Origin of the sequence: Shewanella sp. DW31 (assembly GCF_015767295.1) — a bacterium.
Classification (GTDB): domain Bacteria; phylum Pseudomonadota; class Gammaproteobacteria; order Enterobacterales; family Shewanellaceae; genus Shewanella; species Shewanella oncorhynchi.
Genome location: NZ_JADWMP020000025.1, coordinates 1 through 15,119 on the forward strand (window position 1 = coordinate 1; position 15,119 = coordinate 15,119).

13 protein-coding genes are annotated in these 15,119 nt (G+C 45.1%); 4 read left to right on the forward strand and 9 right to left on the reverse strand.

The genetic code is table 11. The features are described 5' to 3' along the window. Nucleotides 1-330: 330 nt before the first annotated feature. A complete protein-coding gene (gene ccoG, locus GWI56_RS18030; RefSeq protein ID WP_105250769.1) occupies nucleotides 331-1,758 on the reverse strand; it encodes a cytochrome c oxidase accessory protein CcoG in 1,428 nt (475 codons plus the stop codon). Nucleotides 1,759-1,849: 91 nt separating this feature from the next. Between ccoG and GWI56_RS18035 the strand changes: the two genes are divergently transcribed. The 3 genes from GWI56_RS18035 (at nucleotide 1,850) to GWI56_RS18045 (ending at nucleotide 3,617) form a co-directional block, all read left to right on the forward strand. Next, nucleotides 1,850-2,200 (forward strand): hypothetical protein, encoded by a 351-nt coding sequence (locus GWI56_RS18035; protein WP_105250770.1) that lies wholly within the window; start codon nucleotides 1,850-1,852, stop codon nucleotides 2,198-2,200. Nucleotides 2,201-2,324: 124 nt separating this feature from the next. Then, on the forward strand, nucleotides 2,325-3,230 hold the full coding sequence (locus tag GWI56_RS18040) for a 1,4-dihydroxy-2-naphthoyl-CoA synthase (protein ID WP_198573704.1): 906 nt from the start codon (nucleotides 2,325-2,327) through the stop codon (nucleotides 3,228-3,230). Nucleotides 3,231-3,413: 183 nt separating this feature from the next. Next, the gene (locus GWI56_RS18045) at nucleotides 3,414-3,617 is read left to right on the forward strand and encodes a DUF2061 domain-containing protein (RefSeq protein WP_105250772.1); all 204 of its coding nucleotides are present in this window, start codon (nucleotides 3,414-3,416) and stop codon (nucleotides 3,615-3,617) included. A gap of 108 nt (nucleotides 3,618-3,725) precedes the next feature. Here the strand turns inward: GWI56_RS18045 and glmS are convergent, their stop codons facing one another. The 4 genes from glmS to glmU form a co-directional block, all read right to left on the reverse strand. Further along, nucleotides 3,726-5,555 (reverse strand): glutamine--fructose-6-phosphate transaminase (isomerizing), encoded by a 1,830-nt coding sequence (gene glmS, locus GWI56_RS18050; RefSeq protein WP_198573705.1) that lies wholly within the window; start codon nucleotides 5,553-5,555, stop codon nucleotides 3,726-3,728. 44 nt (nucleotides 5,556-5,599) lie between these two features. Then, nucleotides 5,600-6,370: a DeoR family transcriptional regulator gene (locus tag GWI56_RS18055; RefSeq protein WP_198573706.1), complete on the reverse strand. Its 771-nt coding sequence runs from the start codon at nucleotides 6,368-6,370 to the stop codon at nucleotides 5,600-5,602. A 201-nt stretch (nucleotides 6,371-6,571) separates the two neighbouring features. After that, nucleotides 6,572-8,665, reverse strand: coding sequence for a TonB-dependent receptor (locus GWI56_RS18060; RefSeq protein ID WP_198573707.1), 2,094 nt, complete (start codon nucleotides 8,663-8,665; stop codon nucleotides 6,572-6,574). 276 nt (nucleotides 8,666-8,941) lie between these two features. Further along, a complete protein-coding gene (glmU, locus tag GWI56_RS18065; protein ID WP_198573708.1) occupies nucleotides 8,942-10,306 on the reverse strand; it encodes a bifunctional UDP-N-acetylglucosamine diphosphorylase/glucosamine-1-phosphate N-acetyltransferase GlmU in 1,365 nt (454 codons plus the stop codon). Nucleotides 10,307-10,447: 141 nt separating this feature from the next. Here glmU and GWI56_RS21770 point away from each other — a divergent pair, with 141 nt between their 5' ends. Beyond that, a complete protein-coding gene (locus GWI56_RS21770) occupies nucleotides 10,448-10,720 on the forward strand; it encodes a hypothetical protein (protein ID WP_263204327.1) in 273 nt (90 codons plus the stop codon). Nucleotides 10,721-10,768: 48 nt separating this feature from the next. On the opposite strand, the gene GWI56_RS18070 is transcribed toward GWI56_RS21770, so the two are convergent. The 4 genes from GWI56_RS18070 to atpA are packed head-to-tail and all read right to left on the reverse strand — an operon-like array spanning nucleotide 10,769 to nucleotide 15,113. Then, nucleotides 10,769-11,197: a F0F1 ATP synthase subunit epsilon gene (locus GWI56_RS18070; protein WP_105250790.1), complete on the reverse strand. Its 429-nt coding sequence runs from the start codon at nucleotides 11,195-11,197 to the stop codon at nucleotides 10,769-10,771. Nucleotides 11,198-11,233: 36 nt separating this feature from the next. Then, nucleotides 11,234-12,625, reverse strand: a complete 1,392-nt coding sequence (gene atpD / locus GWI56_RS18075) for a F0F1 ATP synthase subunit beta (RefSeq protein ID WP_105250791.1) — start codon at nucleotides 12,623-12,625, stop codon at nucleotides 11,234-11,236. Nucleotides 12,626-12,660: 35 nt separating this feature from the next. Next, nucleotides 12,661-13,521 (reverse strand): F0F1 ATP synthase subunit gamma, encoded by an 861-nt coding sequence (atpG, locus tag GWI56_RS18080; RefSeq protein WP_006084762.1) that lies wholly within the window; start codon nucleotides 13,519-13,521, stop codon nucleotides 12,661-12,663. A 50-nt stretch (nucleotides 13,522-13,571) separates the two neighbouring features. Then, nucleotides 13,572-15,113, reverse strand: coding sequence for a F0F1 ATP synthase subunit alpha (gene atpA / locus GWI56_RS18085; protein WP_168827626.1), 1,542 nt, complete (start codon nucleotides 15,111-15,113; stop codon nucleotides 13,572-13,574). Between the last annotated feature and the right edge of the window lie 6 nt (nucleotides 15,114-15,119).

The following is a 15,119-nucleotide window of genomic DNA, read 5'->3' on the forward strand; positions in this document are numbered from 1 at the left end:
TTCCAGTTGGCTAGGGCTGCGTATTCTACGCATTTCCCGTTTCGCGTCAAGGAGTTTTTGCAAACTTTCTCAACACTCATCAATCAGTAAACTCATCGATGAACTGTCACATCAGGCTGCTTAACGCTGTCTGCCGTGTCAGTGGATGCGCATTATAGGGAGCAGGAGATTTTGTGCAAGGGCTTTTTGTAGGAAAATAACGATTAATGGTTTAGACGTTTACTTATCAAACGATACGTATAAAAAAGGGGCTAAAAAGCCCCTTTATCTCGATTAAGTCTGGCAATCTATATGAGTCACGCTCAGCTAGATCATCATAAATACTGTTATCTATGGACTAAAGAAGCGAGATTCTTGCTCAACTTCGACTTCTTCACCGTCGATATGAGTTTTCACTTTTATCTCGATATTAGTAACTGAACGAGACAGCTCAACCGGATCGATACCTACACTAATAGGGAGAGTTAACACTTCACCACCCGCAATAGTGACCGAAGTTGGACCGTACCATTTATAGTTGTCTAATCCTTCGACACTCATAGTGTATTCGTGGGATTGCTCTGTCTTATTAAGAATCTTCAAGGTGAAGGTGTTTTCAATCAAACCTTGATTGTTCTCTCTATAGAGCTGGTTGCGGTCACGAATGATGTCCATACGCACAGGCGCTATGGTCGCACTGGAGTATATAAAGACTAATATCATCGCTATCAGTACCACGCCATAACCGACAAGTTTAGGTCGCAGCACTTTTTGCTTAATTCCTTCTAACTTGTTCTCGGTGGTATAACTGATAAGCCCTTTTTCATATCCCATACGATCCATGGTTTGATCGCAGGCATCGATACAAGCGCCGCAGTTAATACACTCATATTGCAGACCATTACGAATATCGATTCCCGTAGGGCATACCTGCACACACAAGTCACAGTCGATACAGTCGCCAAGCCCTAGCTCTTTAGGGTCATCTTTGCGTGAGCGCGGACCACGGGTCTCACCACGTTTAGTATCGTAACCCACGATAAAAGTATTCTTATCGAACATGGCCGCTTGGAAACGAGCATAAGGGCACATGTGGATACACATGATTTCACGCATCCAACCCGCATTGCCGTATGTGGCAAGTGTAAAGAACACGACCCAGAAGTAGATACCGCCAGAAGCATTAAGCGTAAATACGTCGACATAGACTTCACGACTTGGCACAAAATAGGACACAAAGGTCATCGCCGTCATCAGTGAGAGCAATAGCCAGGCCGTATGTTTTGCCGTTTTACGCCAGAGTTTGTCAAAGCTCCATGGCATTTGATCTAACTTAATGCGTTTATTGCGTGCGCCTTCAAGTTTTTCCTCGAACCAGATGAACATAAAGGTCCATACTGTTTGGGGGCAAGTGTATCCACACCAAACACGGCCAAGATAGGTGGTCACAAAAAACAGAGCGAAGGCAGCGATCATAAACAACGCTGCAAGCAAGGTGAGATCCTGCGGCCAAATCGTTAAACCGAAGACGTGAAACTTTTGTTCGCCCAAGTTAAACCATACGGCTTGACGGTCGCCCCAAGGGATCCAAGGTAAAAGCAGGAAAAATAACATGGCGATCCAGCCCATGCGGCGACGTACGCTACTCCACAAACCGTCTATGGCTCGGACATAAATCCGATTACGAGGATTAAAGCGATCAGCTTTACTCGCATCTGGCTGGTGAATCTTAATTCGATTGGTTTTCGAATAGTCCTTGTTGTTAGATTCTGAGTTCATCGTTACAGCCTTTTACTGCTTTAATATTGGACGAAAACTAGCTTATTATACCCATATTCTTAATGGTTATTCACTTATGTTGGACTAAAAGATGAAAGGTTGGATCATATTGGCGCTACTCGCGGGTGCTTTATATTACTTATACACAGAAACAGATAAATTAGATGTTCCTATTGCAAAGACTGAGGCGATGATCAAAGAAATAGAGAATAAAGTTGACTCTATGACAGGAACAAAAATTATTAAAATCGACCATAAACTGACTAAGGTAAGAACCGACATCATAGAACGTTTATCCACATTAGAACTCGAAGCCTTCAATCAAATTCCAATGACACCCGAGTCTATTGCCGACTTTAAGGCTAACTATTGTGGTACTATGGCACCTCAACATCCAGTGTTTAGCAAAGATAATCAGCTTTATCTATGTGATCACCTTTAATCATTACAGACTCATAGGCAAACGGGATTTTGCTATATAGCGCTAAGGTTTAGACTTAGGTGATTGACCTTATATATGATTCCGCCTAGCCTTTGAAGCATTACAGCATAAAGGCCTATGAATCATGACCCAACAAGTATCAGACATTTTTGATCCCACCCTATGGGATGAAGTCAGTGGATTTCATTTCGACGATATTACTTACCACAGAGCCAAAGCGCACGGCACAGTACGCATTGCCATTAATCGCCCAGAGTGCCGTAACGCCTTCCGACCTAAAACCGTTGATGAGTTATTTATCGCACTCGACCATGCACGCCAATGGTCTGATGTGGGTTGCGTACTGCTTACGGGTAACGGTCCTTCGGCAAAAGATGGTGGCTGGGCGTTCTGTTCAGGTGGAGATCAACGTATTCGCGGCAAAGATGGCTATAAATATGAAGGCGCTGAAGAAGGTAAGGCCGATCAAGCCAGAATGGGCCGCTTACATATATTAGAAGTGCAACGCCTGATCCGCTTTATGCCTAAAGTGGTCATCGCCGTTGTGCCGGGCTGGGCGGTGGGTGGCGGCCATAGTTTACACGTAGTGTGCGACTTAACCTTAGCCTCGAAAGAACACGCAATATTTAAACAAACCGATCCCGATGTTGCGAGCTTCGACTCAGGTTATGGCAGTGCTTATCTCGCCAAGATGATAGGTCAAAAACGTGCCCGCGAAATCTTCTTCTGCGGATTTAACTACAGCGCTGATGAAGCCTTCAACATGGGTATGGTTAATAAATCCGTTCCCCATGCAGAGCTAGAAACCGAAGCATTAATGTGGGCGAAAGAGATTAACTCTAAATCACCTACGGCTATGCGTATGCTTAAATACGGCTTCAACATGACTGATGATGGTATGGTCGGTCAGCAATTATTTGCCGGTGAAGCGACGCGTTTAGCCTATGCGAGCGCCGAAGCACAGGAAGGACGCGATGCCTTCCTCGAAAAACGCGATCAAGATTTTTCAGCCTTCCCTTGGCACTACTAATTTTAGAATTGTATTAATTTACGTTTAAATGCTCAAAGCCCTCTATCGTGAGGGCTTTATGTTTTTTACAACGGATAAATAGATAAAACCGTTTAAACTAATCTGAAAACACGGCTTTTAATTTTAATGAGAATTGTTATCATCTAAACATTCCCGCTGGGAGCCTATTTAGAGGACAAGATCATGACTAAGACACTCACTTTTGCTGTACTACATTTTAGCGTCGCTTTTACCGTAACCTATTTATTAACTGGCAGCGTAGTCGTCGGCGGCGCAGTGGCCTTAGTTGAACCCGCGATTAACACAGTGGTGTTTTACTTCCACGACAAAGTATGGAAACGCATTGAGGCAAAAAAGCAGCACGAGCTAGATGCCATTCCAGCATAGAAAGCTAAGCCACCAGCATTTACTATTGCTATAAGTTAATCGTCTTTTTGTCGTGAATCTAAATGAAAAAACCGCCAATAAAGGCGGTTTTTATTTAAGTGCTTATATTTATTCTACTGTTACAGATTTTGCTAGGTTGCGTGGTTGGTCCACGTCGGTACCTTTGATCAACGCAACATGGTACGACAATAGCTGTAGCGGAATAGTGTAAATCAGCGGCGCCATAAAGATGTCGCAGTGTGGCACAGGGATCACTTTCATCGTGTCATCCGACTCGAACTCGGCATCCACGTCGGCAAACACATACATGAGTCCACCTCGGGCACGCACTTCTTCGACGTTCGATTTCAGTTTTTCGAGCAATTCATTGTTTGGCGCAACGACGATAACAGGCATATCGGCATCGATAAGCGCTAATGGGCCGTGTTTTAATTCGCCAGAGGCATAGGCCTCAGCATGAATGTAAGAAATCTCTTTCAGCTTTAAGGCGCCTTCCATCGCAATCGGGTATTGATCGCCACGGCCAAGGAATAACGCATGGTGTTTATCGGCAAAATCTTCAGCCAATTCAGCAATCGCAGCATCTAGCCCTAAAGCTTGTTCCACTTTAGCTGGCATAGATTGTAGGCTTTGAGTGATGTCGGCCTGCATTTGCTCAGACATGCCATTGTGGCGACCGATCACCGCAGTCAACATTAATAAGCCAGCAAGCTGTACTGTGAACGCTTTAGTGGATGCCACGCCAATCTCAGCGCCCGCTTTCATCATGTAAGCCATGTCAGATTCGCGAACCAGTGATGAACCAGGTGCATTACAAATCGTCAATGTGGCTTTGTAACCCATTTCTTTCGCTAAGCGCATGGCCGCTAAAGTATCGGCAGTTTCACCCGATTGTGAAATCGTAACTAATAAGCTATTTGGAAATAAGTGCGACTTGCGGTAACGGAACTCAGAGGCAATTTCGACGTTACACGATACGCCAGCCCAATCTTCTAACCAGTAACGTGCCGCCATGCCCGCATGGTAGCTAGTACCACAGGCGATGATTTGCACGTGTTTGATATCTTTTAAGAACTCAGCCGCGTTATCACCAAAAGCAGTGTCTAGCACTTGCTTGTTAGCAATACGACCTTCAATAGTGCGCGTCAGTGCCAATGGCTGCTCGTAAATCTCTTTTAGCATGTAGTGGCGATATTCACCTTTGTCACCGGCATCGTGGGTAATTTCAGATTCTTTGACTTCACGCTCAACGGCATTACCGTTTAAGTCGAAAATACTCACGCTGCGACGGGTCACTTCGGCCACATCACCTTCTTCTAGGAAAGCAAATGAGCGAGTGACGGGTAATAAGGCGAGTTGATCTGAAGCGACAAAGTTTTCACCTAGACCAAAACCAATCACCAATGGACTACCAGAGCGAGCAACAACCATACGTTCACTATCACGACGGTCAATAACGACTGTGCCATAGGCACCTTCGAGTTGTTTAACTGTGGCTTGTACAGCACCAAGTAGAGTGTTATGGGTTTTCAGCTCATGGTGCACTAAGTGACAAATCACTTCGGTATCGGTATCTGAACTAAAGTTGTAACCTAAACCTTTAAGCATTTCGCGCAGTTTATTGTGGTTTTCGATAATACCGTTGTGCACCACGGCAATATCACCTTCCGATAAATGCGGATGAGCATTACGCTCACTCGGCTCACCGTGAGTCGCCCAACGAGTGTGCGCGATACCGGTTCCGCCTGCTAATGGGTCAGTTTCAAGCGCAGCCGACAACTCTTGTACTTTGCCAACGCGGCGCGTACGGTTGAGTTCACCATTGTGAATAACGGCAACGCCTGCAGAGTCATATCCGCGATATTCTAAACGGCGTAAGCCTTCTACCAGAATTTCAGCCACATCCCTTTGCGCCACGGCGCCTACGATTCCACACATAGTCTTTACCTATAAATTAAAATGAAGTTGTTAAGCTATTTTGTCTAATGAGCATAGGGCGCTAACATAACTCGCACGCCCTGATCTGAAATTTGTTTGAGCGCACTCTCGTCGATACGTGAGTCGGTGACCAACACACTGACCTTGGACCACGGTAACTCTAAGTTAGGGATCCGCTTGCCGATTTTGTCTGAATCGACCATAACGATCACTTCGCGGGAAACTTCGGCCATCACTTTGCTTAGGCCTGTTAACTCGTTAAAGGTGGTGGTCCCGCGTTCAAGATCGATACCATCGGCACCGATAAACAGTTGGTCGAAATTATATGAACGCAACACTTGCTCGGCGACTTGACCTTGAAAGGATTCAGAATGCGGGTCCCAAGTGCCACCGGTCATCAATAAGGTTGGCTCGTTTTCGAGTTCATGGATGGCATTAGCAAGGTGCAGGGCATTCGTCATGACTACCAGTCCACGTTTATCGTTCAGCTGTTCAATCAAGCCTGACGTCGTAGTGCCACTATCGATAATAATGCGATTGTGATCTTTAATCAGCTGCGCGGCGGTTTTCGCAATAGACAGCTTATTAGGCGCAATTTTAGCAGAGAACTGTTGAGTAACTTCGTCTGGAATCGCCACGGCGCCACCGTAACGGCGCAATAATAAACCCGTTTTCTCAAGCGCGGCGAGATCCTTACGAATCGTCACTTCTGAGGTTTCAAAACGTAACGACAGTTCATCAACGCTCACTTCACCCTGTTCGTTCAATATGGTGATTATGCTGTGGCGACGCTGCTGTGTGTTTCGTTTATTCATAAAACCTTTCAGTTAAGTTTCGATTCGAAAGGTTCATTATAGTGAAACGAAACTTTTTTGCTAGTCATACGAAACACACTTTTGCATGATCGCGAGTCATTTTAATTAATTTAAAATTGTGAACTTAAAAACCAACCAATAAAAAAGCAGTTTATCCTTTAGGGATGAACTGCTTTTAATGGATTTAAAACGTTATGAATTTTAGAACTTAGCTTCAACTGCAACACTGAAGTTACGGTCTTGGCCAATAGTGACCATATTGTACTGACCACCATCGATATAATCGGTATCGAAGAGGTTTCTCACGTTGGCGCGAAGGCTCACATCTTTGCCCATGATATCCATAGTGTAGGCTGCACCTATATCGAAACGCACATAACCATCTTTAGTAATAGTGTTATCGAGATCGGCAAAACGCTCACCCACATAGATAGCACCGAAGTTCATAGCAAAATTGTCAGTCACTTCGTAACGGGTCCAGATATTGGCCGACCACTCAGGGGCATCAATCGGAGTTTTACCTTCACGGGCATCTCCCGTTTGATACTCTGCATCTAAATACATCATGGAAGAAGTCACAAACCAGCTATCACCGATTTGACCCTGTGCTCCCATTTCAAAGCCACGATGTTTCTGTTCACCACCCTGAGTAGTGATATCGGTATAATCACCAATTGGTGCTGATAATTTCTCTGAAATTGTGATGTTTTCGAGCGTAATATCGAATACCGCTGCGGTTAATAACAGGCTATCGTCAAACAATTCCCACTTAGTACCCAGTTCATATTGAATACCGTATTCTGGCTTTAAATTCAGTCCATCGTTGACATCGAATTCGTTATTTACCGCGCCTTGTGGTGTAAAGCTTTTTGAATAGTTAACGTAAATATTGCCATTACTCATTGGCGAGTAGATCACACCAAACTTAGGCGATACGGCATAGCTATTTTCGCCATAACCATCTTTTTTCTGTTCGTCGTAACGCACGCCAGCAAGCAATTTCCATTGCTCATTAAGCGTCATTAAGTCCTGTAAATAAAAACCGTAATACTTGTATTCGCTTGGGGTACCTTTTTTGCCATTGTGGTAATCAAGATCTGGCTCAATTACCGTTTGCCCAGGAATAACGGTTTGAGTTGCCCCACGCTGAATTTGCTGCTGGTAGAAATAGTCTAAGTAGTTAGCACCAATAAGGAATTGGTGCTCCATGCCCGCTAAGGTAAATTCACCCGTAAAGTCCACGAAAGCGGTTTTATGCTGCCAATCGTCGTAACGATCGAATGGTTTGATGCTATACCCCTTAGTGAATGGGTCTTCCGTATATTGGGGAGCAGAATCAAAACGTTGACGATTAAATTGTTGATCGTTATAGCCGACTTTAACTTTCCAATCATCACTCATCTGCCAAGTTAGATCGGCACCTAAGTTAGAGACTGTGTTATCGGTAAAGGCCCAAGGTGCATCCCATACTGTTTTACGTTCACCGATAACATTACCTTGTTTATCTAACCACCCACCCGCATCAATGCCTGCTTTATCTTGGGTATGATCGTACTTAACCGATAACAGAACATCATCACTGACATCAAATTCTAAGTTTAAGTAGCCCAACCAACGGTCACGCTCTTGGTTCTCATCGTTAGCGGAATACTCACGCCAGTATTTTGTGTCTTGCTTCACTAACACGCCGCGGTAACGAAGACTCTGAGCATCATTTAAGCTGCCGCCAGCATCTAGCTGAGCACGGGTCGAACCAAAACCATCAGTATCAAAACCTAAATCGAGCATTGAATCATAGGTCGGTTTCTTAGTGACCATATTCACTAAACCACCAGGGCCAGATTGGCCGTACAACATGCTCGAAGGACCTTTCAATACTTCGACTTGCTGTAAAGTTTCAATTGGTTGTACGTAGTGAGACCATTGTTGATGGCCATTGATAAGATAACCATTACCCGAATCGAGCTCGAAGCCGCGGATACTGAAGACTTGACGGTTCCAGCGCGTGGTTCCCGCTGTCACACTCGAATCATTAACTAATACTTCCGCTAGATTGGTTGCCAACTGTTCATCAGTCACAAAATCAGGGATAACATTAACTGACTGTGGAGTATCCATTAAGTCGATATCGCCACGCATGGCACCCGATGCACTACCGACTTTATAGTCGTTAAAAGTACGGCCAGTCACATTGATGCGCTCAATATTTTTATCGCTCGCCACTTCTGCAATAACCGGCATAGCCATTAATGCCGAGCCTACAGCTAAACCTATAACTGAATATTTAAATACCATTGCCAACACCTCAAATAGACCTTTCGTCTTAGAATTGCAGGCAATATAAATGAGAAGTGTTTTTATTTTCTCTTCTTTACGAAAATTTACAATTGCGTGTGATAGTGATCAAATTAACTTAAAAACCAACAATTTGCCCATACCACAAAAACATGAAGAAAATCTTAATTATTAAGCATTACTTAATAAAAAGGCTTTTTAGTGCAACACATTGAACACAATAAAGATAAAAGCGGCACATGGCCGCTTTTTTGACATTAAGTTGAGTTTTAAAACTTACTTTTTAATTTTCACTGGACGTTGCCAACCAGTGAGGTGTTTTTGTTTAACACGAGTGATCACTAACTCATTCTCACCTACATCGCGGGTAATCGTTGAACCGGCCCCTAAAGTTGCCCCTTTACCTATGGTCACTGGAGCCACCAACTGAGTGTCAGAACCGACAAAGACGTTATCTTCGATAACAGTAAGATGCTTATTCGCGCCATCATAGTTGCAGGTAATAGTGCCAGCACCAATGTTGACGCCATCACCAATGATGGCATCGCCTAAATAGGCTAAGTGTCCAGCTTTGGATCCAACGCCAATCACCGCTTTTTTCACTTCAACAAAGTTGCCTATATGTGCATCTTGCTTAAGTTCTGCTCCCGGACGTAAACGTGCAAATGGGCCAGCACTGGCAGCAACGCCAAGCGTAGCACCTTCGATAATAGAGTAAGGCTTGATCTCAGCATCATCGGCAATCTCGCAATCAATTAAAATCGCGCCTGCGCCAATAGTGACATTATTACCCAAGGTCACTTTGCCTTCGAATATCACATTAATATCGATCATCACATCCATACCAACAGTGACTTCACCACGGATATCGATACGGCTTGGGTCGCGAAGGTTCGCCCCCGCCAACATGAGCTTGTCGGCTTCACGAGCTTGGTAAGCACGTTCAAGTTGCGCTAATTGCACGCGATTATTGGCGCCTTCGACTTCAATGGCCGATTGTGGCTGAGCAGTATCAATAGCAACGCCATCAGCGTGCGCCATAGCAATAATATCCGTTAGATAATATTCGCCTTGGGCATTATTGTTCGATAAACGGCTCAACCAAGTTTTAAGTTGTTTACCCGGAACCGCCATGATGCCGGTGTTAATTTCGTTGATCAGCAACTGTTCTGCAGTCGCATCTTTTTGCTCAATAATTCCAATGACTTTTCCTTGCTCACGGACAATACGGCCATAACCCATAGGATTCGCTAAATTCACTGTTAAAATAGCAACGCCATTTTCAGGACGGGCGGCGAGTAATGCTTCGAGAGTCGATGTTTGGATCAACGGCACATCGCCATAAAGAATAAGTACTGTATCGCTGTCGGCGATATGTGGGCTAGCCTGTGCAACCGCATGACCTGTGCCTAATTGATCGGCTTGCAATACCCAGTTAAGTTGTTGCTCACCCAAACAGGCTTGTAGCTTGTCGGCACCATAACCATAGACTAACTGAATAGAGTCACTGCCAACTTTATTAGCGGTATCGATGACATGTTGCACCATGCTCTTATGGGCGATGGGATGTAATACCTTAGGAAGATCAGAGCGCATCCGTGTTCCCTTGCCAGCCGCTAAGATCACTACATTTAATGCCATTACCAGATCCTTGAACAAATACCCAAGAGGGTGAAAAAATTACGGTCGTATACCAATCACATTAAATATCTAATCAGTTCAGAGCCTCACAGGCATCTCAATCCAAGGCGCATTGACGCAGAAATGGTTATTCCCTTTTAAATCAATGCAACACGGGAGTGGGATGCCTGTGAGGCTCCCAAAGGGCGGGTTTCAACGCGCTTCATACTGCGTTCAAGGCTTTCGACAGAGCACCACTATGCCTTCAAGCCTTCGCCTTGTCTAAAGCGCGTTGAACTCCCGCTGAATGAACAGATATTTAATACGATTGGTATTAGTGGCGCAATTTTAACGGAAAGCACATCGAAAAGCGAAGTAGATAGCGATGCTAATCAATCAAAGACATACAAGAATGCCAATCTATCCCATTTTTAGACACAAAAAAGGCGACCATAGGGTCGCCTTTTTTCACAAACAATAACCTTATCTGGCAATGTTTTTCTTGATGGTTTCAACAACACGTAATTGAGCCATAGCCTTAGCTAACTCAACCATAGCCGCGTCATAATTGAAGTCAGCGCCAGCAGTTGCCATATGGGCTTCTGCACGACGCTTAGCTTCTAATGCCGCTTGCTCATCAATATCTTTGGCACGCATAACCACATCAGCCAATACGGAGACAGAAGAAGGCTGCACTTCCAGAATACCACCTGAAAGGTAAAACACTTCTTCACTGCCGTCTTGCTTGACGATGCGCGCCATGCCAGGTTTGATATAACTAAGCAAAGGAGCGTGGCCATGCATTATGCCCAACTCACCTTCAGAACCAGTCACTTGCAGCGAAGCTACACGACCAGAGAAGATTTTGCTCTCTGCGCTTACAATATCAAGATGTACTGTCATGGCTGCCATCCCGTTCTCCTTAAAAAACTAAGTATGAATACTTAGTTATTTCTTTTTGTTCGCTTTCTCGATGACTTCATCGATTGAGCCAACCATGTAGAACGCTTGTTCTGGCAGGTGATCAAACTCACCGTTCAAAATACCCTTAAAGCCACGGATAGTGTCTTTCAGAGAAACGTACTTACCAGGAGATCCAGTAAAGACTTCTGCTACGAAGAAAGGCTGAGATAAGAAACGCTCAATCTTACGAGCACGGAATACGACAGTCTTGTCTTCATCAGACAATTCATCCATACCCAGAATCGCAATAATGTCTTTCAGCTCTTTGTAACGTTGCAGTACAGTTTGCACGCCGTTAGCAACGTCATAATGCTCTTGGCCAACAACCAATGGATCTAATTGACGTGAAGTCGAATCCAATGGGTCAACCGCTGGGTAAATACCCAGAGAAGCAATTTGACGTGACAGTACAACAGTCGCATCTAAGTGAGCGAAGGTTGTTGCTGGTGACGGATCGGTCAAGTCATCCGCAGGTACGTATACCGCTTGTACAGAGGTAATAGAACCCGTCTTAGTTGAAGTGATACGCTCTTGCAGAACGCCCATCTCTTCAGCCAATGTTGGTTGATAACCTACCGCAGAAGGCATACGACCTAACAGTGCAGATACTTCAGTACCGGCTAAGGTATAACGATAGATGTTGTCAACGAACAACAGTACGTCACGACCTTCGTCACGGAACTTCTCAGCCATAGTCAGACCAGACAGTGCAACACGCAAACGGTTACCTGGAGGCTCGTTCATCTGACCATAAACCATGGCCACTTTGTCGAGAACGCCAGAATCTTTCATCTCGTAGTAGAAGTCGTTACCTTCACGAGTACGTTCACCTACACCGGCGAATACAGAAAGACCCGAGTGGGCTTTAGCGATGTTGTTAATCAGTTCCATCATGTTAACTGTTTTACCAACACCCGCACCACCGAACAAACCGACTTTACCGCCCTTAGCGAATGGACAAACAAGGTCGATAACCTTGATACCAGTCTCTAACAGTTCAGTAGAGCTTGATTGATCTTCGTATGAAGGAGCTGTACGGTGAATAACATAACGCTCTTCTTCACCGATTGGACCCGCTTCATCAATAGGCTCGCCTAATACGTTCATGATACGGCCAAGAGTGGCGGTACCAACTGGAACAGTAATAGGTGAACCTGAGTTTACTACTTCAAGACCACGACGCAGACCGTCAGAAGAACCCATAGCGATGGTACGAACTACACCACCACCTAGCTGTTGCTGAACTTCCAGCACCAAACCATTACACGGGCCTTCACCTACGATTTTCAGAGCGTCATATACTTGAGGTACGGCATCTTGTGGGAACTCTACGTCCACAACCGCGCCAATCACTTGGACAACAGTACCTGTGCTCATGATTAATCCTCTAAAACTTGTATTCGTTACCTAACCTAAACCGCAGAGGCACCAGAAACAATTTCCGACAGTTCCTGCGTAATCGCAGCCTGACGGGCCTTGTTATAGACCAGTTGCAAGTCGTTGATAAGCTCACCCGCGTTGTCTGTTGCCGACTTCATTGCCACCATACGGGCAGCTTGTTCAGAGGCAATGTTTTCAACAACACCTTGGTAAACCTGAGATTCTACATAACGGACCAATAAAGTATCCAAAAGTGCTTTTGGATCTGGCTCGTAGATATAATCCCAACGATGAGCAGTTTCATCATCTTCTGATTTAGGCAAAGGTAGCAGCTGCTCGATCACAGGAGTCTGCGTCATAGTATTCACAAATTTGTTAAATACCACGTACAGACGATCCAGCTTGCCTTCGTTGTAAGCTTCTAGCATGACACCGACTGTCCCGATCAAGTCAGCGAGCTTTGGAGCATCGCCTAAACCTGAAGCGTGAGCAGACACTTGTCCACCGAAGTTTTTGAAAAACTGCACACTACGTGCACCGATAGGGCAAAATTCAAATTCTGCACCTTGGGCTTTCCAGCTTTTCACGTCTGCAATAACCTTTTTGAAAAGGTTAACGTTCAGACCACCACAAAGGCCACGGTCGGTTGCTACAACAATGTAACCAACCCGCTTAGCCTCTCTCACCTCTAAATAGGGGTGTTTATACTCGAGAGAACCTTGCGCGACGTGACCGATCACCTTACGCATGCTTTCCGCATATGGACGGCTCGCAGCCATGCGTTCCTGCGCTCTGCGCATTTTGCTGGCTGCCACCATTTCCATGGCGGACGTGATCTTCTGAGTGTTTTTCACACTCGCGATCTTGGTTTTAATCTCTTTAGCGCCGGCCATCTCTACTCTCCAATCTGGACCTGAGGTGTCTTAAGACACCTCTATCATTGTTACCAGGTTTGGGTTGCTACGAACTTGTCGAGGCCAGCTTTTAATTCAGCTTCGATATCAGCGCTATAATCGCCAGTATCATTGATAAGCTTCATTAAAGGAGCATGCTCGCTGTTCATGAACGAGAGCAGAGCGGCTTCGAAATTACCGACCTTATTCAGCTCAACACTCTTCAGGTAACCTTTTTCAGCTGAGAAAATAGACACAGCTTGAGCGGCTACGCTCATAGGAGCATATTGCTTTTGCTTCATCAGTTCGGTAACACGCACACCATGCTCAAGCTGAGCACGTGTTGCATCGTCAAGATCAGATGCAAATTGCGAGAACGCAGCAAGCTCACGATACTGTGCTAGTGCGGTACGAATACCACCAGACAGTTTCTTGATGATCTTAGTCTGAGCCGCACCACCAACACGAGAAACAGAAATACCTGGGTTAACCGCTGGACGTAGGCCAGAGTTAAACAGATCGGTCTCAAGGAAGATCTGACCATCGGTAATAGAAATTACGTTGGTCGGTACGAATGCAGAAACGTCACCCGCTTGCGTTTCAATAATCGGCAGCGCGGTTAAAGAACCAGTTTTGCCAGTTACTGCACCTTTAGTGAACTTCTCTACATAAATCGCGTTAACGCGTGATGCACGCTCTAATAAACGTGAGTGTAGATAGAATACGTCACCTGGGTAAGCTTCACGGCCTGGTGGACGCTTGAGCAGTAACGAAATTTGACGATAAGCAACTGCTTGCTTAGACAAATCATCGTATACGATCAAAGAATCTTCACCGCGGTCACGGAAGTATTCACCCATAGAACAACCAGAATATGGCGCTAAGTATTGTAGAGCAGCGGCTTCAGAAGCAGTTGCAACAACAACGATAGTGTTAGCTAAAGCACCGTGTTCTTCTAGCTTGCGTACTACGTTAGCGATAGTAGAAGCCTTTTGGCCAATCGCGACGTATACACATTTAATGCCAGAATTTTTCTGGTTGATAATTGCGTCGATCGCCATTGCTGTTTTACCAGTTTGACGGTCGCCAATGATCAATTCACGCTGACCACGACCGATAGGGATCATGGCATCAACGGCTTTATAACCAGTTTGAACTGGTTGATCAACAGACTGACGTTCAATAACACCTGGTGCGATAACTTCAATTGGCGAGAAACCATCGTTATCGATAGGTCCTTTACCGTCAATTGGCTCACCTAGAGTGTTAACAACGCGGCCAAGAAGACCGCGACCAACTGGAACTTCCAGAATACGGCCAGTCGTTTTCACTTTTACGCCTTCTGCTAAATCAGCATAAGGACCCATTACTACGGCACCGACAGAATCACGTTCAAGGTTCAACGCGATTGCAAAACGGTTACCAGGCAGTTCGATCATCTCACCTTGCATCACGTCGGCTAGGCCGTGGATGCGGATGATGCCGTCACTTACCGCAACGATAGTACCTTCGTTACGAGATTCGCTAACGACTTCGAACTGCTCGATCCGCTGCTTAATCAGATCGCTGATTTCAGTGGAATTCAGTTGCATGCTCAA